Source organism: Fervidobacterium islandicum, from assembly GCF_000767275.3.
GTDB classification, from domain to species: domain Bacteria; phylum Thermotogota; class Thermotogae; order Thermotogales; family Fervidobacteriaceae; genus Fervidobacterium; species Fervidobacterium islandicum.
Map to the genome: position 1 here is coordinate 2,146,845 of NZ_CP014334.2, position 22,123 is coordinate 2,168,967.

Annotated in this window: 17 protein-coding genes, 1 tRNA gene and 1 pseudogene; 10 read left to right on the forward strand and 9 right to left on the reverse strand. The window is 41.8% G+C overall.

The genetic code is table 11. The annotated features are described in order from the left end of the window. Window positions 1-113: 113 nt before the first annotated feature. The 6 genes from NA23_RS10185 (at window position 114) to NA23_RS10210 (ending at window position 8,304) form a co-directional block, all read left to right on the forward strand. Window positions 114-1,424 (forward strand): alkaline phosphatase, encoded by a 1,311-nt coding sequence (locus NA23_RS10185; protein ID WP_033191634.1) that lies wholly within the window; start codon window positions 114-116, stop codon window positions 1,422-1,424. Window positions 1,425-1,603: 179 nt separating this feature from the next. Then, the gene (locus NA23_RS10190; protein WP_033192570.1) at window positions 1,604-2,941 is read left to right on the forward strand and encodes a transglutaminase-like domain-containing protein; all 1,338 of its coding nucleotides are present in this window, start codon (window positions 1,604-1,606) and stop codon (window positions 2,939-2,941) included. A gap of 26 nt (window positions 2,942-2,967) precedes the next feature. After that, window positions 2,968-3,996 (forward strand): L-Ala-D/L-Glu epimerase, encoded by a 1,029-nt coding sequence (locus NA23_RS10195; protein WP_033191633.1) that lies wholly within the window; start codon window positions 2,968-2,970, stop codon window positions 3,994-3,996. Between the two features lie 114 nt (window positions 3,997-4,110). Beyond that, on the forward strand, window positions 4,111-5,094 hold the full coding sequence (locus NA23_RS10200) for an ABC transporter substrate-binding protein (RefSeq protein ID WP_033191632.1): 984 nt from the start codon (window positions 4,111-4,113) through the stop codon (window positions 5,092-5,094). Continuing rightward, window positions 5,070-7,214, forward strand: coding sequence for an ABC transporter permease (locus NA23_RS10205; RefSeq protein ID WP_033191631.1), 2,145 nt, complete (start codon window positions 5,070-5,072; stop codon window positions 7,212-7,214). The genes NA23_RS10200 and NA23_RS10205 overlap by 25 nt, the downstream gene beginning before the upstream one ends. Before the next feature lie 19 nt (window positions 7,215-7,233). Then, window positions 7,234-8,304 (forward strand): ABC transporter ATP-binding protein, encoded by a 1,071-nt coding sequence (locus tag NA23_RS10210; RefSeq protein WP_033191630.1) that lies wholly within the window; start codon window positions 7,234-7,236, stop codon window positions 8,302-8,304. A gap of 38 nt (window positions 8,305-8,342) precedes the next feature. Here the strand turns inward: NA23_RS10210 and NA23_RS10215 are convergent. After that, window positions 8,343-9,909 (reverse strand): annotated as a pseudogene (locus NA23_RS10215) (sodium/proton-translocating pyrophosphatase). 162 nt (window positions 9,910-10,071) lie between these two features. Then, a tRNA-Pro gene (locus NA23_RS10220) sits at window positions 10,072-10,148 on the reverse strand. A 132-nt stretch (window positions 10,149-10,280) separates the two neighbouring features. Here NA23_RS10220 and NA23_RS10225 point away from each other — a divergent pair. From NA23_RS10225 to NA23_RS10240, 4 genes are all read left to right on the forward strand, one after another. Beyond that, window positions 10,281-11,528: a glutamate-5-semialdehyde dehydrogenase gene (locus tag NA23_RS10225; protein WP_033191629.1), complete on the forward strand. Its 1,248-nt coding sequence runs from the start codon at window positions 10,281-10,283 to the stop codon at window positions 11,526-11,528. Between the two features lie 20 nt (window positions 11,529-11,548). After that, entirely contained in the window at window positions 11,549-12,625 is a 1,077-nt protein-coding gene (gene proB / locus NA23_RS10230) for a glutamate 5-kinase (RefSeq protein WP_033191628.1), read from the forward strand. A 13-nt stretch (window positions 12,626-12,638) separates the two neighbouring features. Further along, window positions 12,639-13,445 (forward strand): pyrroline-5-carboxylate reductase, encoded by an 807-nt coding sequence (gene proC, locus NA23_RS10235; RefSeq protein WP_305367216.1) that lies wholly within the window; start codon window positions 12,639-12,641, stop codon window positions 13,443-13,445. A gap of 135 nt (window positions 13,446-13,580) precedes the next feature. Further along, window positions 13,581-15,428, forward strand: a complete 1,848-nt coding sequence (locus tag NA23_RS10240) for an ABC transporter substrate-binding protein (protein WP_033191626.1) — start codon at window positions 13,581-13,583, stop codon at window positions 15,426-15,428. 53 nt (window positions 15,429-15,481) lie between these two features. On the opposite strand, the gene NA23_RS10245 is transcribed toward NA23_RS10240, so the two are convergent. From NA23_RS10245 to NA23_RS10275, 7 genes are all read right to left on the reverse strand, one after another. Beyond that, window positions 15,482-16,135, reverse strand: a complete 654-nt coding sequence (locus tag NA23_RS10245) for an endonuclease III domain-containing protein (protein WP_033191625.1) — start codon at window positions 16,133-16,135, stop codon at window positions 15,482-15,484. A 135-nt stretch (window positions 16,136-16,270) separates the two neighbouring features. Next, window positions 16,271-16,975 (reverse strand): ABC transporter ATP-binding protein, encoded by a 705-nt coding sequence (locus NA23_RS10250; protein ID WP_033191624.1) that lies wholly within the window; start codon window positions 16,973-16,975, stop codon window positions 16,271-16,273. Next, complete coding sequence (locus tag NA23_RS10255; protein WP_236938381.1) at window positions 16,968-17,783, reverse strand: ABC transporter ATP-binding protein; 816 nt, start codon at window positions 17,781-17,783, stop codon at window positions 16,968-16,970. Before NA23_RS10255 ends, NA23_RS10250 begins: the two co-directional genes overlap by 8 nt. Next, window positions 17,780-18,823: a branched-chain amino acid ABC transporter permease gene (locus NA23_RS10260; protein ID WP_033191623.1), complete on the reverse strand. Its 1,044-nt coding sequence runs from the start codon at window positions 18,821-18,823 to the stop codon at window positions 17,780-17,782. The genes NA23_RS10255 and NA23_RS10260 overlap by 4 nt, the downstream gene beginning before the upstream one ends. Further along, window positions 18,820-19,713 (reverse strand): branched-chain amino acid ABC transporter permease, encoded by an 894-nt coding sequence (locus NA23_RS10265; RefSeq protein WP_033191622.1) that lies wholly within the window; start codon window positions 19,711-19,713, stop codon window positions 18,820-18,822. Before NA23_RS10265 ends, NA23_RS10260 begins: the two co-directional genes overlap by 4 nt. A 100-nt stretch (window positions 19,714-19,813) precedes the next feature. After that, window positions 19,814-20,935, reverse strand: coding sequence for an ABC transporter substrate-binding protein (locus NA23_RS10270; protein ID WP_033191621.1), 1,122 nt, complete (start codon window positions 20,933-20,935; stop codon window positions 19,814-19,816). A 32-nt stretch (window positions 20,936-20,967) separates the two neighbouring features. Further along, on the reverse strand, window positions 20,968-22,083 hold the full coding sequence (locus NA23_RS10275; protein ID WP_033191620.1) for an ABC transporter substrate-binding protein: 1,116 nt from the start codon (window positions 22,081-22,083) through the stop codon (window positions 20,968-20,970). Window positions 22,084-22,123: the final 40 nt, after the last annotated feature.

Below are 22,123 nucleotides of genomic sequence, written 5' to 3' on the forward strand. Positions count from 1 at the left end.
GACCGCCAGCTGATTTATATTTCTTAATGATAGTACACAATCCCTTTTCAGACTTCCTTTTATAATATAGTCGAAGCGCATCATTTTGTACACACTAAGAGGAGGTGTAGGGTATGAAGTTGAGAAGCGTATTGGTTTTAGCACTTGTTTTTATCACAGCTTTAGCATTTTCTCTCAACGTGATATTCTTGGTTGGGGATGGTATGAGTTTTAACCAGCTTCTTTTAGCAAGCATTTTGGAAGGAAGAGTACTGACAACGATGACGCTTCCTTACACCGGCATAACCACTACTTATTCTGCAGATTCTTGGGTTACCGATTCTGCACCGGCAGGTACAGCTCTTTTCTCTGGTTACAAGACTTTGAATAGGGCGATCGGTGTTCCTCCAGACGGTACTTTGGTACCTTCAATGTACGAACTTGCGAAGAAATCCGGATACAACATCGGTATTGCTGTAACCTGCAGAGTCACGCATGCAACACCAGCTGCTGTCTACGGTCATGTTGCCAGCAGGGATGATGAAGTTACCCTTGCAAAGCAGCTTGCTGAATCAGGTGTTGTTGATGTCATCTTCGGTGGCGGTTGGGACATGTTCGTTCCAACTGCGCAAGGTGGTAGGAGAACAGATGGACTAAACCTTATAGAAATGATGACCAAGAACGGATACGAGTACATCACCACACCAGAACAACTCAACAAAGTCAGTTCCTCAAAAGTTCTTGGTTTGTTCACAAAAGGGCACTTGGATCCAGTATCAAGCAGACCAGCAAATCAACCAACACTCGATGCCATGACAAAGAAAGCAATCGAACTTCTCTCCAAAGATGGAAAACCGTTCATGCTCATGGTTGAAGGTTCTCAGATAGACTGGGAATCACATGCTAACGATTTTTACGGTGTGTGGAAGGAAGTTGTTGAGTTTGACAACGCCGTAAAGGTAGCTCTTGAGTTTGCAGCCAAAGATGGGAACACGCTTGTTGTTGTTCTTGGAGACCATGAAACAGGTGGATTGTCACTTTCTAAAGGTGGGTACACAATAAACGTGGAACAGGCAAGGAAAGCAAAAGGCACAACACAGATGTTCCTTGCACAGTATAACATAAGCGAAAAGGATAAATTCATGGCAGGGCTCAAGGAATGGTACGGAATTTCCGTTACGGATGCTGAATACGAAAACCTCAAAAAGATTCCAGCAAGTGATTTGAGAAGACAACTTGCAAGATTTGTGGGCGAAAAATTAGGCTTTGGTTGGACAACATTCGACCACACGGCAGCCCCAGTTCCAGTGTACGCATTTGGTCCTGGTGCACATTACTTCACAGGCTTCATGGACAATACCGACGTTCCAAAAATACTTATGACATTAACGAGAATTTCATCAATCACATTCCCTGTCATCAAGGAAACAGGTAGTGGATACTAATTAAGCAAATCCTATGTAAAACATCGCTTATGCTTTTCTAAATGATTATTCTCCCCTGCGCGTTTAACGTGCAGGGGCTTTTTGTTGTTTTTTAGGTTTTGTTTTAGACGGAAAAAGATGTAAAATAGAATTGTAAATACCATCCATTGATTATCTTAGGGGGGAGCAACGTGCCAAAGATGGATTTTCTTACCTATCCACTTCCAGATGTTTTGAAAAAATACATATATCAAGGTTTTTTCAAAAAAGCGCACAAGCAAATCGACAAGATATTAGAACACAGACTGCCACCACAGATGAGAGAGCGGCTGAAATTTGAACTGTTTAGAATGGAACTTCTCAAACGAACCTACAAATATCCCCACGACGAAGCACTTAGGATTTTCAAAAAGTCCTATAAGAACGCAACCAAGTCTGAATTTGAGCAGCTTTGGAAAGAGGGCAAAATCGACTGGATATACATCGAAACGCAGAGGTTTTTCGAAAGCAGGTTCGATAAAAACTTGGCTTTCAACGAGAAAGAATATAAATCGAGACAAAGAGTCGACAAGCAAACAATTCGAAGACGGGAGACAATAAACAAGGCGGTTGAAAGGTTGCTTAAGAGTGGAAAGCCGAAAAGCTACCGCGTGCGTGCAAGAATAACCGTTGGAAAGGAAAATCCGAAAGAGGAAAAGGTTCGCGTGTGGTTGCCCTTCCCAAAAGAGGGATTTCAGCAAAGTGATGTGCAGTTGATAAGTTCGAGCCATGAATGTGAGATTGCAGACAACTCGGTTGGTCAAAGGACGGTTTACATGGAAGGGAAAGATACGGAGAAGTTCTATGTAGAATTCGAATACACGATTCACGAATGGATTGGACAGCAGTCACTCTTCACTGAAAAGCCCACAAAAGAAGACCTCAGCGAGTTACCCCCTCACATCGTCTTCTCACCTTTCTTAAAAGAGCTCATCCATACGATATTTCACGGAGAAGACTACACAACTTTCGATGACCTCACTCGTGCAAGGAGGATATACGATTTCGTTACGCTAAACGTGAACTATTCGTACGTTCTTCCGTACGCACTGTACGATAATATCCCCGAATACGTAGCGACAACGTTCAAAGGAGACTGCGGATTCCAAGCGCTACTTTTCATCACGCTATGTCGAATGATTGGTATACCGGCAAAATGGCAATCGGGCTGGAGTATAACGCCACTGGGTGCTTCGTCGCACGATTGGGCACTTATCTATCTTGAAAAATACGGCTGGGTTCCTGTTGACCTTTCGTTTGGTGGAGGAAGAAGAGAACAAGAGCCCATGCGCATATTCTACTTCACTAACCTCGATGGGTTCAGGATGTTTGCAAACACAGAATTTCAAGGGGATTTTTATCCTGAAAAAAAGGCTTGGCGATTGGATCCCTACGATAACCAGACGGGAGAGATGGAAATTATCAGCAAAGAGGAAGACGGGTACGTAGTAGATTTAAAAAGCGAGATCGAAGTACTGAAATTCGAAGAGATTCGTTAAACTTGTTGAGATGGAGGGGACTGAAGATGGGTAAAATCAAATCTGTGAAATTCAAGCTGAATCGCTTTGAATACGTCAAACCGTTCCACATAACGAACAACATTTCGTACGACACAGAAAATATTGAAGTTGCCGTCGAATTGGACAATGGTGTTGTCGGATATGGCGAAGCTTCACCATCGTTTAGAGTCAACGGTGAAAAGGTAGCTGCTTTGATGGGATTAGAGAGTGTTGTAAATGATATGATAGTAGGGATGGACGTAAGGCAGTATCGACAGATATTCGATGTGACAGACAAGTTGTTCAGTACACCAAGTATAAAGGCTGCTGTTCAGTACGCAGTTCTTGACGCTTTCAGTGAGGAGACAGGTGTTCCAGTCTATCAGATACTCGGCGGTGCGAAAACGAAGATAGAAACAGACTACACGATAAGCATTGGTTCTATTGAAGAACGTGTGGAAGAAGCAAAACAGATAGTTGAACGCGGGCATAACGTAATCAAGGTCAAAGTTGGGGAAAACTTAGAAGAAGACATTCAAGCGATGATGGCGATTTACGAAGTTTCAAAAGGATGCAAATACATCGTCGATGCGAACACCGGTTACACACCGAAACAGGCGGTTAAGTTTGTGACAGAGCTATACCGGGCGGGTATCGATATACATGTATTTGAACAGCCTGTGGCTATGCACGATATCGAAGGTCTCAAGTACGTGAGATGGAATTCACCGTTCCCAGTTGCTGCAGATGAAAGTGCAAGGACCAAATACGATGTGATGAGGTTGATAAGAGAAGAAGCGGTGGATTATGTAAACATCAAGCTTATGAAATCAGGTATAAGTGATGCACTTGCGATTGTTGAGATGGTGAAAGCCGCAAATTTAAGGTTGATGATTGGTTGTATGGCAGAATCGAGCCTTGGTGTTAATCAAAGCGTTCACTTTGCACTCGGAACAGGTGCGTTCGATTTCCACGATTTGGATAGTCCGCTGATGCTTAAAGAACCAGAATTTAGAGGGAAATACAAAGTTGATGTTCCATACTACTTTGTTTGATACCAATCCGGTTGGCAGTTATTAACATAACCTGGAATTTCTGCAAATTTCTACTGAAATGGATAAGCCTTTTCATGCTATACTATTCTTAACCAACATAGGGAGGTGAAAGGTATGAAAAAGCTCTTGTTCTTGGTTTTCGTATTATCAGTAGTTATCGCGTACGCAGGCAACTACGTTAATGCTTATACCACTCTTGAAGAGCCACTTGCAAAGGCTCTTTTCCAAGAATTCGAAAAGGAAACGGGTATAAAGGTCAACTGGGTAAGATTATCGACTGGTGAAGTACTTGCAAGGCTTGAAGCAGAAAAGAACAATCCACAAGCCTCGATATGGGTCGGTGGTGTTGGTGTCTTCCATGTTGAAGCGAAGTTGAAAGGTCTTACAACTCCATACAAAGCTCCATACAGTCAGTTCATAGACGAGAAATTCAAAGACCCTGACGGCTATTGGATAGGTCTCTACGTTGGACCTCTCGCGTTTGCGACAAACAAGAACAAAGCCAAAGAACTTGGTATCACACCACCAACAAGCTGGGCAGATTTGATAAAGCCACAGTACAAAGGGCTAATAAGAATGGCAAATCCGAACACTTCAGGTACTGCGTATAACGTTATTACAACCTTGATTAACCTTTACAACAGAGATGAAAACAAGGTTTTTGACTACTTAAAGAAGCTTGACGCAAACGTAAACATGTATACCAAGTCAGGTTCAGCACCAGGAAAAGATTGTGCAATTGGTGAGACGACCATAGCGATTGGCTATCTCCACGACCTTGTGAAACTTCAAAAAGAGGGAGCGCCTATCATCATCACACTGCCTTCAGAAGGCTCCGGATATGAAATAGCAGCAATGTCACTTATAAAGGGTGGAAAAGAACCTCTCGAAGCAAAAAAACTCTACAACTGGATACTTGGCGACAAAGCACAGGAAATAATCGCAAGCTGGTACGTGATTCCTCTATCACCTAAGGCACCGAAAAATAAGATGGTTTACAAACTATCAGATGTGAAGTTAGTCCAGCAAGATCTTCTTTGGGAAGCTCAAAACAGAGAGAGGTTAGTGGACAGATGGAACAAAGAAATTGGAAAATAATTAAATATGTTATTGTCCTCAGCATTTTGTTTTTTGTGCTCTTTTGGATACGTACAACGATAAGAAACGAGTTCTCCCGCTCCTTGCGGGAGAACTTATTCAGGTTGGCAAACTCAATATCGACTATGGAAGTTGACTCTATAAGTGAGAGATTCCCCGACATCCTTGTCTACAAGTCAACATTTGAAGGTGAAGAATACGAGACAAGAAAGGGTTTGAAGGGACTTGTTAAAACGCTCCCTGACTACAGCTACGGAGAAGAACATGCTTTTTATGAAGAAGTATATCTTTCCTCTAATATCCTAAGAGTTGACAACAAAGACTATTTTGTAGTCTTTACACCTATTGTTAAAGACTTTGAAGTAGCCGGGATTCTTATCCAGCTCCATCCAGCAAGTGACTCTTTGAAACTACTCAGAACAGTAGATGTTATGTTCCTGATATTCTATGGACTTTTCGCAATTGCTTTTGCGATTGCTACGTTCTCGATAGATCCGGTGACAACGTACGCAATAATTGTCACTTTTGCAGTCGTTTTGGTATTCATCGTCTACCCGCTTTATGAAGCGGTTAGGCTGACCTTCATGAGAACCGGCACGTTTACTACCAGTGTATGGAAGACAGTACTTACTGAAAAAGGATATTTGAAAGCGTTTGCTAACAGCGTGTTACTCGGTTCCATAACAGCGACTGTTTCCACGATCGTAGGTTTCCTTTTTGCATTTTTAGTTACGAGAACAGCAATCAAGGGAAAGAAATTTATCTCCACATTAGCAACGCTGCCGGTCATTTCACCGCCGTTTTCTTTAACCTTGTCCATAATACTCTTGTTTGGTTCAAATGGACTTATAACCAAGCAATTTCTGAAATTGAATTGGGATATATACGGTTTAGATGGTTTGGTAATTGCGCAAACGATGGGAATGTTCCCAATTGCGTATCTTACGATGGTCGGTGTTTTAGAAGCTATAGACAGCACGCTTGAAGAAGCCTCAATGAACCTCGGTGCAAGTAGGTGGAAGGTCTTTACAACAGTAACGCTACCACTATCACTTCCAGGGCTGCTAAGCTCGTGGCTGCTTGTTTTTACGAATTCGGTGGCCGACTTTGCGAATCCTCTAATGCTTGGTGGAAAATTCAACGTGCTTTCAGTCACTGCCTACCTCGAAGTAACTGGTATGAATCGCTTAGACAGAGGTGCTGCTCTGTCGTTATTGCTGTTACTTCCTACGCTCACCGCATTCTACTTGCAAAGGTATGTCGTTAACAGGAAATCGTACGTTACGGTCACAGGTAAACCCAGCGGTAGGATAGTTGAGATTGTAAGCCCTGGTGCAAGAAGGGTTCTCAGTGTGATAGCGTATGTAATTATAATATTCCTGGTAGGTTTGTATTCAACAATCTTTATGGGTTGTTTCGTCAAGAACTGGGGAATAGATTATACCTTTACAACTGCAAACATCGTCGAGGCACTCCAGCGCGGTAAAAAAGCGTTAACGGATACAACTTTGCTTGCGACTGTTGCGATGCCAATTGCAGGTGTATTTTCAATGATTGTTGCGTTTCTCTTTGTTCGTAAAAAGTTCCCAGGCAAAAAACTGTTGCAAGGTCTTGTACTATTACCATTTTCAATACCAGGTACGCTTGTGGGTATAAGTTATGTGATAGCGTTCAATAAGCCACCACTAATATTGGTTGGAACGGCTGCGATTATTGTGATAAATTACGTGATCAGAGAATTGCCCGTAGGGGTAGAAGGCGGAGTTGCTACTCTGAAACAGATAGATCCATCGATAGAAGAAGCAGCTCAAAATCTGGGAGCTAACCCACAGACGGTGTTCTCGACTATAATTCTTCCGCTCATAAGACCAGCGTTTATTTCAAGCCTTTCTTACACTTTTGTTAGATCTATGACCGCAGTTAGTGCAGTGGTGTTCTTGATTTCGGCGAAGTGGTATCATATTACTATGCAGATATACAATTTCTCAGAGAATCTAAGATTCGGTCTTGCGAGCGTACTATCTTCGGTACTTATAATCATAATCCTTGTTGTCTTCGGATTATTGAGGCTTCTCGTTCGTAAGAGTGAATATTTAGAAAAAACGATTGTCCAACAATGAAAAGAGAGGGATACATACGATGAAGCAGGTCTCATTGAAAATAAAGAACGTGTCTAAAGTATTTAAGGATTTCAAGGGAAGAGAAGTAAGAGCGGTTGATGATATCAGCTTCGAAGTTAACCCAGGGGAATTCGTTACTTTGCTGGGGCCCTCTGGATGTGGTAAAACGACAACTTTAAGAATGATTGCTGGCTTCGAGAAGCCAACCAGTGGAATGATACTAATTAACGATGTAAACGTGGTAGAAATTCCACCATGGAAACGAGACACAGCTATGGTCTTTCAGAGTTACGGACTGTTCCCCCACATGAACGTTGCTGAAAATATTGCCTATGGATTGAAGATGCGAAAAGTACCGAAGGAAGAGATAGAGAAGAGGGTCAAAGCCATTTTAAAGGTTGTTGGACTTGAAGGGTTTGAAGAAAGGCCGCCTTCCAGTCTCTCGGGTGGACAACAACAGAGGGTGGCTCTTGCAAGAGCGCTTGTTGTTGAACCTTCGGTTCTTCTTTTTGACGAACCGTTGTCAAATCTTGACGTATTGTTGAGAGAGCAGATGAGGGTTGAAATCAAGAGAATTCAAAAAGAAGTAGGTATAACGGCAATATATGTCACGCACGATCGAACAGAGGCACTAACACTTTCAGATAAAATTGTTCTCATGAAAGGTGGAAAAATAGAACAAATAGGTACACCGGAAGAGATTTACGAAAAACCAGTGAGTAAATTCGCGGCTGAGTTTATGGGTAAAATCAACTTTTTCCCAATAGATGTTGTGGAATTTCAGCCGGACAAAACGGTTGTCAAACTGAAGAATGCAGTTTACGAAATTCCTTCAGTTCCTACTAAGAGAAGTGAGAAGTACGTTCTCGGTTGCAGGCCGGAAGGCTTGAAACTATCAAAGGAAGGACCGGTGAAGGGAATAATAACGACGATAGTCTATCTTGGAAACTTCTCAGAATACTACATTCAAACGGATTACGGAGAGGTGATGGTCAAGGTGTTACCTCCGTTCGATAAAAATCTCACTGAAGGCAGGGAAGTGTTCATCGAAGTAATACCAGAAATAGCAAAGATTATACCAGAAAGCTAATAAAAGGGCGCTCAAACGAGCGCCTTTTTTCGTGCATCTTAAAAAATACTGAACTTTTGAAAGAGCGTTGCGAAGATAAGTGAAATCACCGCCATGATTTTTATCAGTATATCGAGGCTAGGACCGACCGTATCCTTCAATGGATCACCAACAGTGTCGCCTACAACCAAAGCGGCGTGCTCCGCCGATCCTTTTGCCAAACCTGGGATTTTGCCCTGCTCCAAATGTTTCTTTGCATTATCCCACGCACCACCGGCATTTGCTGTAAATATTGCGAGCATTATTCCACTAAGCGTTGTTCCCACAAGTAGACCACCTACAAAATCAACACCGAAGGTGAAACCAGATATCAAAGGTGTCACGATAGCTATCATCGCCGGAAGGACCATCTGTTTGAGAGCGCCGTCCGCACTGATCGTGATGCATCTTTCATAATCGGGAGTCTGGGTACCATCAAGTATACCAGGCATTTCTTTAACTTGTCTTCTGATTTCATCAACCATCTTCGAAGCAGACTTAACGACCGCTTCTATGAGTATCCCACTGAAAAGAAAGCTGAGTAAGGACCATATCGGAATCCGTAATTCACAAGTGCTTCGTTTGATTCGCTTTTTAACAATATCCCTGTAAGTGCAAAATTTCCAACACCGGTTAAGAGAGCGGATATGATAAGCGCTGTGTTGAGCTCTTGGTGTGGTTTATCTGATAGTTTTCTGAAAACCACAAACATTATACCTATCGAACATGCAATCAAGCCGACCGTAGTAAAGGCTATCGGGTAGAGAATTAGTTTTACTGCCGTTTCATAGAATTTGCCAGAAAGTACGTAGTTGTAAGAAGCAAGTACAATAGCAGACAGCATCGCACCCACAAAGCTTTCAAGTAAATCCGCACCAAGACCGGCGACGTCTCCAACGTTGTCACCGACGTTATCAGCAATCGTTGCAGGGTTTCTGGGATCATCTTCGGGAAGTTTTAACTCTGTTTTTCCAACAAAATCAGCTGCCATGTCGGCTGCTTTAGTGTAAACCCCTCCACCAACCCTGTCGAACATAGCGACTATCGAACAACCAAGTGAGTAACCTGATAAGGTCATGGCGAATGGGATGAAATTAACACCTATGTGATTACTAAAGATCCGCATGTTTTCAAAGTTCAGCTGGTTTTTGAATAGGGTTAGCACTATGTTAATTCCCAAGAGCGCCAGTGCACCGACTGAAAGTCCCATAACAGAACCGCCTTGGAATGCAATCTTTAAAGCAGGTCCAATTCTTTTCGTTTACCTTGCAGCTTCCAAGACTCTTACATTCGCCCTAGTGGCGGCTTTCATGCCGAAGCAACCTGCTAAAGAACTCATAAATGCACCGAAAAGAAAAGCAATACCTACGTACCATGCTGTTAAGAGACTGAGGACGACCGCGATAACGATGGTATAAATTGCAACTGTTCTGTATTCGTGGTAATGAATGCGTCTGCTCCTTTGCGAATGCATATAGAAATTTCTCTCATCCGTTCAGTTCCTTCTGGTTTCTTGAGGAATGAATAGAAGTTGTAAGCAACCAACATAAGTGCGACTACAGGCCCAAAGACGAAAAACAGTTGCATAAGGCTCCCACTTGTTTGGTATTACAGTTCTCATGGCCAACTTTTTACTCTAAGTCTATCGCAAATTATTCAATTCTCAAAATTGCCGAGTTTATTTCAGAACAGTCTAAGAAAACAAAAAAGAGGGCACCATTTTTGATGCCCTCTTTCTGCTTTTACTTTTGGTCGGGGTGACTGGACTTGAACCAGCGACCTCTTGCGCCCCATGCAAGCGCGCTAGCCACCTGCGCTACACCCCGACTCTTGTGTTGATACGGAATTATTTTAGCATATGCTCAATAAAAAATCAAGTAAGTGGGAAGTGGACAACTTTGGTGTTGCTTGTGTTATAATATTCAAAAATTCTGGAACGTAAAGTAGGGGGGATTATTGTGTACGAAGATGTGGAACTCTCTCTTAAGAATTTGAGAGAAGCTTTCGAGGTGTTAAGTCGAGAAAAGTCTGAGAAAAAGAACAAATTTCTGAAAAGGCTTGCTGAGAAAATAGATGAAAACCGAGAGTATCTGAAAGCTGAAAACAGCAAAGATGTAGAAAGAGCTCGTGAATTGAAGGTCAAAGAATCTCTGATAGATAGGCTGGTACTTAACGATAAAAGGATAGACGAAATGATTGAAAGTTGTCAGATTGTCGAAAGCTTGAGAGATCCCATCGGTGAAGTTGTCGACTCGTTCGTCAGAGAAGACGGTTTGACAATTTACAAAGTCCGTGTTCCGATAGGTGTTCTTGCTATTATTTACGAATCACGTCCAAATGTGACGATCGAAACTTCCATTTTGGCACTAAAGTCGGGAAACACGATATTACTTAAAGGTGGTTCTGATGCGCTAAATTCAAACAAGGCTCTTGTCAAACTTATAAAACAAGCATTAGATGACGCTGGTTTACCAAGAAATTCGGTTGAATTAGTCGAACATACTGATAGAAGTGTTGTTGATTACATATTAAAACAACGCGGGTTGATCGACTTAATCATTCCGAGAGGAGGCAAATCTTTAATTGACTATGTTGTAAGTAATGCAAAGATGCCTGTTTTGGAAACGGGGGCTGGTGTCTGTCATATATTCGTTGATGAGAGTGCGGACATTGACAAGTCAATTGCAGTAATAGATAACGCGAAAACCCAAAGACCTGGAACCTGTAACGCTGTGGAAACTTTATTAGTCCACAGAAAAATAGCCTCCGAATTCTTACCAAAGTTGAAAAAGTTATTTGATGATAAGAAGGTTGAAATTCGTGGCTGTGTGGAGACCAGAAAGGTCATAGAATGTGCCCCGGCCACTGAGGAAGATTGGTCAACTGAATATTTGGACCTGATTATATCCGTGAAGGTTGTCTCTTCGTTAGATGAGGCAATTGAGCATATCAAGAAATATTCTACAAAACATTCCGAAGCAATTCTTACTGAGAACTATTCAAACGCTATGAAATTCTTAAATGCAGTAGATTCATCAACAGTTTATGTTAATGCTTCAACAAGGTTCACAGACGGTGGACAATTTGGAATGGGAGCTGAGATTGGCATAAGCACTCAAAAGTTTCACGCGAGAGGCCCTGTAGGACTCAAAGAACTAACAACAACTAAATTTATCGTCTTCGGTGATTATCATGTCAGAAAATAACCATAGGAGTGATTGACATTATGGCTAAGATTGTACTGAAGGTTGGCAGTAATTTGCTTGTCAAGGAAGATGCAATAGATAAGACGTATGTTATGAAGCTGGTCTCGCTTGTCGACGAGCTAATGGGTTCAGGCCATCAAGTGGCAATTGTCTCATCTGGTGCTGCAGCTTCTGGAAGAGCATTGTTAGCATTCAAAGGACATTCTAAAAGCCTTCTATCCAAGCAAGCGCTTTGTGCCATCGGCCAACCTAAGTTAATGGAAATATATCAGCAGGCGTTTAGTTTTTACAATCGGCAAGTTGCACAGATATTGTTGACGAGGGACGACTTTAATAACCGGCAGCGGTTTCTAAATCTCAGAAACACACTAATTGGTCTAAGTGAACTTGGTATCGTACCTATTGTGAACGAAAATGACACGATTTCGGTTGATGAAATAAAGTTCGGTGATAATGACGTGCTTTCTGCCATGTTTTCGATATGCTGGGGTGCTGACTATCTGTTCCTTATGACTTCAGTTGATGGTGTAATAGGAGAAGACGGAACGGTTATAGAGAACTATCCAATTGACATCCAAAACGTAAAAATAGCCGAACTTGGAAAAACTTCTTTTGGTTCTGGCGGTATATTTTCGAAAATTGTGGCTGCAAAGATTGCAGTTGAAAGCGACGTGGATTCGTATGTGATTAATGGCAGGAATTTGGAATGTGTAAAAAAGATACTTAGAAGAGCGAAATGTGGAACCAGGTTTGTTACTTCGAAGCAAAGAAGACTATCCAAAAGAGAATCATGGGTGAAGTACATCAGCAAGCCAAAAGGAACGGTTTACATAAACGAAGGTGCGAGAACTGCCTTGTTAAATAGAAAGAGTCTGTTACCTGTTGGGGTAGTTGATGTTGAAGGTAAGTTCGAAAAAGGTGATGTCGTTCTTTTAGCTCATGGCGAGGAAATTTTGGGAAGAGGTATCACAAACTATTCAGCCGATGAAATTCAACGAATAAAAGGGTTAAGAACTTCGGAAATCCCTGAAGAGATTTACACATACGATGAAGTAGTACACGCAGATAACGTGATTCTTGAGATAAAAACATTATAAAGAAAAAAGGAATTTGCTAAGACGGTTGGTGATATGTATGAAAGTAGGGATAGTAGGTGTTGGAAACATCGGTAGCATGATTTTAGAGGTTTTAAACAGCAAAAGTGAACACGAGTTCTTTATATACAATAGGTCACCCGAAAAAGTTCGAAAGTATGAAGCGTTTGAGAATATTAAGATCTGTGCGAACATCCAGGAAGTCTATCAGGAATCTGATTACACGTTCCTCTGCGTAAAACCTCAACAAGCCCCGCAAGTATACGAGGCACTTGCTGGAGTATCACAAGAAAACGGAATTATAGTAAGTACTGCTGCTGGCAAAAGGATAGAAGAGATTTCGTCTGCCACTCGTAAGAACAAGATAATCAGAATAATGCCCACGATAACTTCGAAGATTTCCATAGGTATTACCGCTGTCTGCTACAGTAAACACGTACCTATGGAAAAACGGAAAGAATTTTCAGAATTAATCTCTCCATTCGGTGAGATAATGGAATTGGAGGAAGATAAATTCGATGCGTTTACTGTGCTTAACAGCAGTGGCCCAGCTTTTGTTGCTTTCGTGTTGGAAAGTTTTATAGAAGGAGCGATAAATATCGGTGTCAATCCGGATTACGCGCGAGATATTGTACTCAGAACCTTTGAAGGTTCCATAAAGTTGCTGGAACATATGAACATCGAACCTTCGAGGTTGAAGTACCTAGTTTCTTCACCCGGAGGAGTTACTATACGAGGCTTGTACGAACTTGAAAAGAATGGAGTCAAGGGTGCAATAATGTCTGCAATATATGAAGCATACAAACGAAGTCACGAGTTGTGAAAGTCTAGTATCGAGCATCTAATTTTCATATTACAAACCATATGGTTAAAAAACGGAACATTTCGTTAATGTATATGGTATACTATTTGAAGTAAAAGTGAGAGACGGAACTGTACCTTGAAAGGGGGGATTGGCATGAAGTACGTGAAGTACCTACTGGTAAGTATTTTGGCTTTGGCGGTCGTTGCTTTTGCGTTCGATCCGACTATTTACGTGTCAGCTGGCGTTGGTGAACCGGATACCTTGGATATCCACCAGGCCTACGATACGGTCAGCGGTGAGATTATCTACAACGTATACGAAAGCCTTATTGCCTACAAGGGGAGCAGTTTGACAGAGTTTGAACCAAGACTGGCGACACAAGTTCCAAGTTTGAAGAACGGTCTTATCAAAGACGGTGGGAAGACGTACGTATTCCCTATCAGAAAAGGAGTCAAGTTCCACAATGGTAGCGCATTAACACCTGAGGATGTGGAGTACTCCTTTGAAAGAGGGCTGTTGTACGACCCAACTGGCGGCCCCATGTGGATGCTGTGGAATGCCATCTTTGGTGTCAACTCGCTTAATGAAATGATACAAAAGTACGTCGGAAAACCCGTTACAGAGATATTCAAAGACGGAGAACCGTTACCAGAGTTCAAGGATAAGCTTGTCCAGATGTACAAGGAAGTTATTGACCCCGCTATCGAAGTCGAGGGTGACAACGTTGTCTTCAAACTTGTCAGACCATACGGTCCATTCCTCACAATAATGGCACACACGGTTGGATGGTCAGCTGTACTTGATAAAGAAACATCCGTAAAAATGGGGCTTTGGGATGGCAAGCCAGATACTTGGTGGAAGTATAGAAATATCGCTAAGGAAAAATCACCACTTTACGCAACAGCGATCGGGACAGGTCCTTTCAAACTTGTTGAATGGGATAGAACCAACAGAAAAGTAGTGCTCGAAGCAAATAAAGATTACTGGCGCGGAGAACCAAAGCTTAAGAAGGTCATACTACTCACCGTAAGTGAATGGGGAACAAGGAAACTGATGCTTGAAAAAGGCGACGCTGACGATATAGCTATTGTTCTTGAATATCTCGACCAAATAAGAGGAAACAAGGACATACAAATTATTGATAACATCCCGTCTATGTCGGTCACAGTTGTCGGTTTCTCTTGGTCAGTTTCACCGAACAGCAAATATATTGGTAGCAGAAAGTGGGATGGAAACGGATTACCACCAGACTTCTTTAGTGATATCAACGCAAGAAAAGCGATATCTTATGTTATCAACTACGATGCTGTGATCAGAGATGTTCTAAAAGGTTACGGTACAAGGATACCAGCTGCTCTTCCAAACGGATTACTTGGATTTGACCCGTCACTTCCACTCTATAAATTCAACGTTACTGAAGCAAGAAAAGCACTTGAAAAGGCTTGGGATGGTAAGGCCTTAAAGGTTGGAATAAAGTTCACAGTAGCCTACAACACAGGAAACATGATGCGACAAAGAATTGCTGAGATGATAAAAACCTACCTCGAAATGATAGCGCCTGGCAAGATCAAAGTAGACATAGCGGCACTTAACTGGCCAAGCTATCTTGATGCTATGAGAAAGTCAGAACTTCCGATGCCGATATTCAACTGGCTTGCCGACTTTCCTGACCCAGACAATTTCATATTCACTTTCTATCATTCGGCAGGAACTTACGCACCAAGACAGGGAGATAATTTCAAAAAATTCGTTAGCACACCAAGAAAAGAACTCGGTGGCAAGAGCTTAGATGAATTGATAGAAATGGCGAGGAATTCTTCAGACCCTGAAGAACGAGCTAAACTATATGTACAGATTCAGAAATTCGCAATCGACAACTACATTAGTATCCCAGTTTACCAACCAGTGGGAGTCAGAGCTCAGAGAGCATGGGTCAAGGGTTGGTATCCGAACCCGATGAGACCGGGTAACGACTACTTTGAACTCTACAAGCAGCAGTAACTCTAATAGTTTAAGCGCTAAAAATTGAAGCCAGGGGTAGTTCCCCTGGCTTTTCATTTGGTTTCTCTTCTTGTTTTGTAGCCGCATTGTTCTATAGGGCACATTTCACACCTAGGTTTCGTTTTACAAAATGCCTTCGCATGTTCAACTATCAGTCCGTGAAATTCCTGATATAATGGTACATTTTTGGGATAGAAGCTTTCAAATAGCAGTCTGTATTCATCGTACTCCTTAAATTTAATGTTTAAGATCCTCTCTAGGATGCGTTTCGTGTAAGCATCTACTACGAAAATAGGTAGTTCCAATGCATAAAGAATAATTGAATCCGCAGTTTCTTTGCCGATACCTTTGATACTCAGCAATTCCTCACGAACTCGTTCAGTGCCTAGTTGCTTAATTGCTTGTATGTCCAAATCATACTTTTCGATCCATTTCAAGAGATTCTTTAACCTCTCGGCTTTAATATTGAAGAAACCGACAGGCTTAATAAGTGCGGAGAGCTCTTGTACACTTTTCTTTGTCAGACAGGTGAGTATGTCTTCTTCACAGTTGTTCCTGATATTTTCCAAAGCCTTTTGGACATTTTTCCAATTTGTGTTTTGTGTTAAAACAGCGGAAACGATGATTTCTTCGGTTGTGCCTGGCCACCATTTGCCCAATTCTCCGTGGATAGATTTCAGCTGATCGTATAGCTCGTTAAATTGCAAAGCCAAGCTCCCTCCCCTGAAGTGCAAACCAAAGTGTTTTTGAGTAATTTTCTAATTCTCCAAACAGAGTTTAGCACAAAAAAGCGGAGGTTTGAATAACCTCCGCGATTTTCTAAAGCCTACTATCATTTGTAATCATCCGCCGAGATACGCTTTCCTAACTCTTTCATCTTCGAGAAGTTCTTTTCCAGTACCTTCAAGTACTATTCTTCCGGTTTCAAGAACGTACGCATAATCAGCCAACTTGAGGGCTTCATATGCGTTTTGTTCAACGAGGAATATCGTAACTCCCTCACTGTGAATTTTCTTGATCATCTGAAATACTTCCTTAACAATGACGGGTGCAAGACCGAGTGATGGTTCATCGAAAAGTAACAGCTTTGGCCTTGACATTAAAGCTCTTCCGATGGCAAGCATCTGTTGCTCTCCACCTGACAACGTACCGGCCCTTTGATTAGTTCTCTCTCGTAATCTGGGGAAGAGATCGAAGACGTACTCTATATCCTTCTTGATCTGTTCTTTATCTTTCCTCAAATATGCACCTGCAAGGAGATTTTCGTAAACTGTCAAGTTTGAAAAGACTCTACGACCTTCTGGAACCATCGTGATCCCCATTCTTACTATTTCGCTTGTGTCAAGTTTCGTCAGTTCTCTGCCGTTGTATTTTATGCTTCCTCTCGATGCCTCTTTCAAGCCGCAAATGGTCCTAAGAGTTGTTGACTTACCTGCACCATTTGCACCTATAAGTGATATTATTTGACCATCCTCGACTTTCATAGATATCCCTTTCAGTGCGTGAATACCGCCGTAGTGTACGTGCAAATCCATAATCTCAAGCATCTTCATCACCTGCACCTAAGTAAGCTTTTATCACAACTGGATTCTTTTGAATCTCTTCTGGAGTGCCTTCTGCAATCGTGACTCCATGATCGAGAACGATAATTCTCTCACAGATATTCATGATAACTTTCATATCGTGTTCTATAACTATGACCGTAAGTTTAAACTTCTCTCTGATCCTCAGAATTAGCTGGTTTAATTCAAGTGTTTCGTCAGGGTTCATACCAGCCGCAGGTTCATCCAAAAGCAACAGTTTAGGCCTTGTTGCCAACGCTCTAGCTATCTCGAGCTTTCTTTGAAGACCATAGGGCAAAGATGTGGACTTATAATCTGCAAGGTGGTCTATGCCCAGCTCTTTCATCAGTTCCCAGGTCATCGTTTGAATGTATTCTTCTTCTTTTTGATAATTTGGTAAAAACGCGATAGCTGAGAACAAATCAGACTTAAGATGTGCGTGGAATGCTGTCATTATGTTTTCCTTAACTGTCATATTGCCAAAAAGTCTTATATTCTGAAATGTTCTCGCGACCCCAAGCCTTATAATTTTGTCAGTTTTAAGATTCGTTATATCTCTTCCGAGAAACTCTATCCTTCCCTCTGTTACTGGGAAGACGTGTGTTATTAAGTTAAATATCGTTGTTTTTCCTGCTCCGTTTGGACCTATCAATCCTAATAGCTCACCATCTTTCAGTTCTAAGTTAAAATCAGATACTGCGACAAGACCGCCAAACTTTTTAGTTACATGTTCCATCTTCAAAACAGTTGTTTTCACTTCTTTTGAAGGGGCGGTTGCCTGCAACGTCATCATTGGCTCACCTTCCTTTTTGTGAACAGCCTGAAGAAGCCTTCCCAAGTGAACTCACGTTGTCCAAATAGACCTTGCCTGAAGAAGAGGATGGTAATCATCAGCAGAATCGAGAAGATGAGCATACGCATACCAAGAATACCCGGAATCGTTATTCCAAATATTTTCATTGGCATTTCGACAAATCTTAGAGCTTCCATCAGGAAAGCAAAGCCGATTGCAACGATAACACTACCGGTAATATTTCCAAGCCCTCCGAGTAGTATTATGGTTATTATCTGATAAGTAAACAATATGCTAAAGGAGTTTGGGTCAATAGTCATGAGCAAGCTACCCAAAAGTCCCCCTGCGATGCCTGCGAAAAATGCTCCAACAACAAATGCGAGAACTTTATGTTTGAAAAGATTTATACCCAAGTTTTCCGCAGCCACCTCATCGTCTCTTATAGCTTTCAGTGCCCTTCCGTAAGAACTATCAACAATCCTTCTGATGACTATAATAGTTACTATTGCCCAACTAACTGTCCACCACAGGTTCGTGTAAGTTGGCAACCCCTTTAAGCCTAACGGCCCGTTTGTTATGTTCTGCAAGTTGTTAAAAAGAGACCGAATGATTTCTGAAAAACCGTATGTAACGATTGCAAGGTAGTCACCGCGCACTCTAAGACTCGGAGCACCGACGATAAAACCCATAAGTGCAGACATTAATCCACCTATCAGCAATGCCCAGAAGAACGGTATGTGTATCTTATCAAGCGGTGAAATCAGTGGTTCCATGAAGAAATTCGACAACTTGCTCTCAGGTGACATGTACAACAGTGCAGAAGTGTACGCGCCTATTGCCATAAAACCAGCGTGCCCGAGAGAAAATTGACCCGTAAATCCATTTATTAGGTTCAAACTGACGGCAAGAATAACGTAAATGAATCCGGTATTTAAAATCCTCTTTATGAAAGGATCCATATACTTTTCAGCAAAAAATACGAAAATATAAACGATAATGATCAACATTATACTAAGCACAATTCTTGTTGAGCGCTTCATGCTTTTTCACCTACCTCCTGACCAAAGAGGCCATTTGGTTTGAAAATGAGAACGAGAACTAAGAGCAAGAAGATAAAAGCTTCACGATAACCAGAGTATTCTGGGAACATAGCAGGAATTAGCACGGTTAACAAACCAAGAACAAATCCACCTATAAGCGCACCTTTAAGACTCCCGATACCACCAACAACTGCGGCTATGAAAGCCCTACTACCAGGATACTGCCCCATGAATGGAAATATCTGTGGATATCTGAGTGCCCAAAAAACGGCACTAACAGCGGCGAGTCCTGAACCAAGAGCAAAAGTGAATGAAATTGTTCTGTTAACATTTATTCCCATGAGCCTTGCTGTGTCGAAATCTCGAGAGAGGATACGCATTGCAAGTCCTATTTTTGTTTTCTGTAGTATAAACGTGAGCATTAGAACAACTATTATTGAGAATATAATCGTGTAAATAGACACCGCTTGTATTCTAACCTCACCGAGTACTATGGTTTTTTTCATCGGTTCCGGAACTGGGAACGATCTCTGGATACCACCAAAGACCACAACCGCAAAATTCTGAAGTAAGAACGACATACCTATTGAAGACACGAGAGAATTTATCCTGGGGTACTTCCTAAGCGGTTTATACGCAACTTTTTCGATACCTACGCCAAGAAGAGAGGTAAGAACGATACCCAAGATTACGGCACTTAGCCAAGGAGCACCGAATATCAAAGATGTGTAAAACATGAAATACGCAGCCATCATAAACACGTCACCGTGTGCAAAGTTAACAAGTTTTACAACACCGTAGACGAGAGCATAACCAACCGCGACCAATCCAAAAACAAAACCAAGTGAAATAGCGTTTACCATATGTTGCAAGAATAAGCTCCAGTCCATCCCAACACCTCCAAATCATTGAAAAATCAAGAAGAGAAAAAATAGATAAACTAAAAGACAGGAATGGCGAAAGCCACTCCTGTCGACAAGTAGTAGTCAACTATTCACCCTTAATCACAGTTACGAACTCAAATTTGCCATTCTTTATCGTTTTAATAACCGCATCTTTTATTGCATCTCTGTTCTGGTCAAATCTTATTCTTCCGGAAACACCTATGAAATCTGTTGTAAGCAATGCCCTTCTTATCATTTCAGGGTTATCGCTACCTGCTCTCTTTATCGCATCGATTAGTACCATATAAGCATCGTAAGCAAGTGCAGGCAGATAACCAGGATCTTCGTTGTATTTCTTTCTGTACTTTTCAACAAATGGTTTTGTCTTATCTGATAGTTCAGCTTTAACATCAAACATCGTGCTATAGTAAGCTCCTTCAACTGCACTACCACCGATTTCTATAAGCTGTGGTAGGTCCCAAGTGTCACCACCGAGAAGTGGCTGTTTTAACCCGAGTTCGCGTGCTTGTTTAGCAATAAGGGCTGCATCGCCGACTATTCCTGCTGGTACAAATATGACGTCAGGATTAGCTTTCTTAACAGCGGTAAGCTGACTTGTGAAATCTTGGTCTCCGCCTTGATATGCAATGTAGACTTTTACTGACTTGGGATCTCCGGTCAATTTTACAAATGCATCCCTGAAATAATACGCAAGACCAACCGAGTAGTCGTTCGAAACATCATATATGACAGCAGCTGTTTTGGCTTTCAAGTGTTGGACAGCAAATTTTGCCATTACCGTGCCTTGGAATGGGTCGATGAAGCAAACTCTAAATACAAATGGTTTGTCCTTTGTAACGAGTGGATTTGTATTTGAAGGAGCGATGTAAACAACTTTATTCTTGTTCGCTATTTCGGCTCCTGGTATTCCGAGTGCACTCGAGTAAGTGCCAATAATTGCGGAAACTTTGAACTGTTCAATAAGCCTTGTCACAACGTTAGCAGCTTCGATCTTATCGCTCTTGTTATCAAGAATGACAAGCTTTATAGGTCTTCCAAGTACGGATGGTACTTCTTCGTACGCCATTTCAATACCTCTCAAACCAAGCTGGCCACCCATTGCATAGTTTCCTGTTAGTGGTTGAGTAACTCCTATCACGATTTCATTTGCTGCAAAAGTGATTGATAAACTCAGCAACAAGGCAATGAAAATAATGAGTTTTCTCATAGTAATCCCCTCCTAAACTCTTATGTAAAACCCTATGGTTTTACAATAGTTATCAGCTTAAATTTGCCATTTTCTATCTTCTTTACAATCGCATCTTTTATTGCGTCTCCGTTCTCATCGAATGTTATAGAACCAGTTGCACCTTGGAAGTTCTTAGTTTGAGCTAACGCATTCTTGATGTCCTCTGGTTTTGCAGATTTTGCCCTTGTAATCGCGTCGAGGATGACAAGGTAGGCATCGAAACCAAGTGCTGCGAATGCACTCGGTTCTTCGTTGTACTTCTTCCTGTAGGCCTCAACGAATTTTTTCGTCATTTCAGTTGTCATAGCTTTCTCGTCGAAGTGAGTGCTGAAGTAAGCTCCTTCAACTGCGTCTCCTCCAACTTGGACTATTTCCGGAACTTCCCAAGTGTCACCGCCCAAGAATATTGACTTAATTCCCATTTCCCTTGCTTGCTTCATAATCAAAGCAGCGTCTCCATAGGAACCAGCTGGGATGAAAAGGACATCTGGGTTCTTTGACTTAGCCAACGTTAGTTGGGATGTGAAGTCTTGGTCTCCACCTTGGTAGGAAGCCACTCCAAGGACAGATTTGCTATTGCCTGTAAATTCAATGAAAGCGTTCCTGAAATAGTGTGCCAACCCAACTGAGTAGTCTGAAGAGATATCCTGGATGATATACGCTGTTTTTGCTTTAAGTGTCTCAACCGCGAACTTTGCCATAACTCTTCCTTGGAATGGGTCAATGAAACAAACTCTGAAAACATATTCCTTGTCCTTTGTTACTAACGGGTTCGTTGGTGAGCATCCTACCATCGGGACTTTCATCTTGTTTGCGACTTCGCTGCCAGGAATAGCTAACGAACTACCATAACTTCCGATGATCGCACTTACGTTGTAGACTTGGATCAACCTTGTGACTGCGTTTGCTGCTTCAACTTTGTCGGTTTTGTTGTCAAGAACAATCAACTCAACCTTTTGGTTAAGGACCGTTGGGTACATTTCGTTAGCAAGTCTGATGCCCTTGAGCGTGAGCTGACCACCGGCAGCAAAAGCTCCCGTGAGCGGTTCGAATACACCTATCCTGATAGCCGCAAATGTGGAAACAGCCAGTACAAGCACAAGAAGAGCCAGAAGAACTTTCCTCACAACTACCCCTCCCTTCAAAGAGTTGAAATGCCTAAAAAAT

Bases quoted from the DNA above. Each gene is read 5' to 3' on its own strand.
- NA23_RS10270 (WP_033191621.1), bottom strand. From the start codon at position 20,935: ATGAGAAAACTCATTATTTTCATTGCCTTGTTGCTGAGTTTATCAATC.
- NA23_RS10210 (WP_033191630.1), top strand. From the start codon at position 7,234: ATGAAGCAGGTCTCATTGAAAATAAAGAACGTGTCTAAAGTATTTAAG.
- proB (WP_033191628.1), top strand. From the start codon at position 11,549: ATGGCTAAGATTGTACTGAAGGTTGGCAGTAATTTGCTTGTCAAGGAA.
- NA23_RS10240 (WP_033191626.1), top strand. From the start codon at position 13,581: ATGAAGTACGTGAAGTACCTACTGGTAAGTATTTTGGCTTTGGCGGTC.
- NA23_RS10205 (WP_033191631.1), top strand. From the start codon at position 5,070: ATGGAACAAAGAAATTGGAAAATAATTAAATATGTTATTGTCCTCAGC.
- NA23_RS10250 (WP_033191624.1), bottom strand. From the start codon at position 16,975: ATGCTTGAGATTATGGATTTGCACGTACACTACGGCGGTATTCACGCA.
- NA23_RS10200 (WP_033191632.1), top strand. From the start codon at position 4,111: ATGAAAAAGCTCTTGTTCTTGGTTTTCGTATTATCAGTAGTTATCGCG.
- NA23_RS10255 (WP_236938381.1), bottom strand. From the start codon at position 17,783: ATGATGACGTTGCAGGCAACCGCCCCTTCAAAAGAAGTGAAAACAACT.
- NA23_RS10195 (WP_033191633.1), top strand. From the start codon at position 2,968: ATGGGTAAAATCAAATCTGTGAAATTCAAGCTGAATCGCTTTGAATAC.
- NA23_RS10265 (WP_033191622.1), bottom strand. From the start codon at position 19,713: ATGGACTGGAGCTTATTCTTGCAACATATGGTAAACGCTATTTCACTT.
- NA23_RS10190 (WP_033192570.1), top strand. From the start codon at position 1,604: ATGGATTTTCTTACCTATCCACTTCCAGATGTTTTGAAAAAATACATA.
- NA23_RS10185 (WP_033191634.1), top strand. From the start codon at position 114: ATGAAGTTGAGAAGCGTATTGGTTTTAGCACTTGTTTTTATCACAGCT.
- NA23_RS10260 (WP_033191623.1), bottom strand. From the start codon at position 18,823: ATGAAGCGCTCAACAAGAATTGTGCTTAGTATAATGTTGATCATTATC.